The organism is Collinsella tanakaei (assembly GCF_030373545.1).
Lineage (GTDB): Bacteria > Actinomycetota > Coriobacteriia > Coriobacteriales > Coriobacteriaceae > Collinsella > Collinsella tanakaei_C.
The window spans coordinates 1-2,470 of sequence record NZ_JAUDCO010000023.1; the positions used below are offsets into that span (position 1 = coordinate 1).

At 63.2% G+C, this 2,470-nt stretch carries 1 protein-coding gene and 1 rRNA gene; both read left to right on the forward strand.

What is annotated here, in order from left to right; genetic code table 11:
- The first annotated feature begins 482 nt into the window (after positions 1-482).
- A complete protein-coding gene (locus QUW00_RS09330; protein ID WP_289614103.1) occupies positions 483-1,601 on the forward strand; it encodes an IS1249 family transposase in 1,119 nt (372 codons plus the stop codon).
- Between the two features lie 795 nt (positions 1,602-2,396).
- Positions 2,397-2,470: ribosomal RNA gene (locus QUW00_RS09335) — 16S ribosomal RNA — on the forward strand; the annotation flags it as partial.

Here is a 2,470-nt window from a genome sequence, read left to right on the forward strand (position 1 = left end):
TAAGCCGGCCAGCGCCGATGGTACTGCGGGGTAAGCCCGTGGGAGAGCAGGGCGCCGCTGACCGGTGGACGGCGTTTCGAGGAGGGGCCCCTTCGGGGGCCCCTTTTCTTTTGTATGGGGGCTTGGAGATTATGTACTCCAGGCCCTCAACGTGTATTAGCGCGTGGACGGCTGCGTTCGCCTTAAATTGCGTGCCGGATGTTCTATATATAAATATTCTATATATAAATAGGGTGGGCGGCACGCCTCCTTTCCGAGCCCTTCGCTTTTCCGGAGCCTCCAGACTTCCTCGATTGAGGCTTATAGGACAAAAAGTGTGCTATCGAAACGGCCGTCTGCGCAGGCAGGCGGCCGTTTTCCATTCGCTTAAATCCGGGCAGCCGTTTTTAGCACCCGGACAGAAAGTGTGCTGTCCCGACCGGCTCCCCCGCAGGTGAAAGCCCGAAAATCGAGCTGTTAAATCTCTCGGACGGGAGGGCTCGATGAAGAGGGTGAAGTGCCCGTGCTGCGGGGCGGCGATGCGCAGGAACGGTAGGACTACGGCGGGCGCGCAGAGATGGCGCTGCGAGTCGTGCGGGGCGTCCGGGACCGTCTCGTACGACGACAGCGCCGCCAGGCTCGGGGAGTTCCTGGCGTGGCTGCTCTCGAAGGCGACGCAGGCGGACATGCCGGGTCGGGGCCGCACGTTCAGGAGGCTCGCCGCGGACTTCTGGCCGATCTGGCCCATGCCGGAGCCGACCGGGGAGGTGCACCGGGTCCTGTTCCTCGACGGCATCTGGCTCGCGCGCAGCCTCGTCGTGCTGATAGCCTACGACGGCGAGCGCGTTGTCTCGTGGTACATGGCGCAGTCGGAGACGTCGAGGGCCTGGGAGGCGCTGATGTCACCGATACCGGCGCCGGACGTGGTGGTGTGCGACGGCGGGACGGGGTTCGCGTCGGCCGTCCGCCGGGCATGGCCGCGCACTCGCGTGCAGAGGTGCCTCTTCCACGCGTTCTCGCAGGTGAGGCGCTACGCCACCTCGCGCCCGAAACTGCAGGCGGGCAGGGAGCTCTACGCGCTGTCCGTCGAGTTCATGCGCCCCGACACGCTCCGCCAGGCCGACTGGTGGGTCGAGCGCTACCTGCAGCGGTGCGGGTTCTGGGCCGACTTCCTCGAGGGCGTCTCCTACGTCGACGGCAGGCGCCAGTTCACCCACGAGAGGCTCAGGAAGGCGCGCCCGTCGCTCTCGCGGCCCGTGAGCGCCGGCACGCTCTTCACCTACCTCGACCCGGGCCTCACGGCGGAGGGGCCGCTGCCGCGCACTGACAACCCTATCGAGGGAGGGGTCAACGCGCAGCTCAGGGACATCCTGCGCAACCACCGCGGGCTATCGCTCATGCGCCGTGTCAAGGCGGTGTTCTGGTGGTGCTACATGCACACCGAGAACCCGAGGCCGGCGAGGGAGATCCTCCGCTCCATGCCGACCGACGACGACATCGGCCTCCTCTGCAGGACGTACACGGTGGCACCGAAGCGCGAGGACGGCGGCCCGGAGTGGGGCGACCGGGCCGTCTGGGAGGAGCTCCACCACAGGGACCCGTACCCCTTCTGGCTAGACTGAATAGCACACTTTTTGTCCTATATCCCGGGGTTTCGGCCCAGGGATTTCTCTTGCGTCTTTTATGACTACTTGTTTCAAGCGCTTTGGCAATAGATGCAGCCATGATACGTGCGCACGGTCGGCACCCCCTTATGATGCAGATTGCGAAGGAGCCCCTTAGAGCATGCCATTGCGCCGTATCGTTATTCGCCCCTCTTGATATGGCGCCGGCCGATTATTTATATGTGTTCATTTGATTCACAACGAAAGCTTGTGAGGCAAATGTCGCTTCCTGAATTCGTTCGATACACGACCCTTGAGGCCTTCCTGGCTGAGATTTGAGGCGCGAACCCGTCTGATTGACGCGACGATTGGCCTCAAAGACATGTTCCTATCGAATGATCCATATAGGACTCTTGGCTATGTAGGTGCCACTGACCTGCGGCTTTGCGTTCTGAGGATGAATGGTCGCCCATGTGGTTAAACCACTTTGTGAAGACCCCGTGGAGCGCGGGATTCCCGCCCCCGCCGGCCCCGGCGTCTGGCAATATATCTCCTTGCCGCGCGGCCGGGTCCGCGCCGGCGGGCACCTTGAGAACCGGATACTGCGAGGAACTTAGGGAAGACGAGCACCGATCCCGGTGCGATCGTGTACCAGAAGTGAAGTGACGAGTGAGGTCTGGCTTGAGCGCCAGGCCCCGCGATATTCCATTTACTCCAGAGTGACGAACGCGAACGAGGATGGATCCGATCGGCGTCATGCCGGCCGGACGGGCACTGCGACCGACGCGGCCCGCGCGAGCGGGCCGATTGAATTGGACGGAGAGTTCGATCCTGGCTCAGGATGAACGCTGGCGGCGCGCCTAACACATGCAAGTCGAACGGCACCC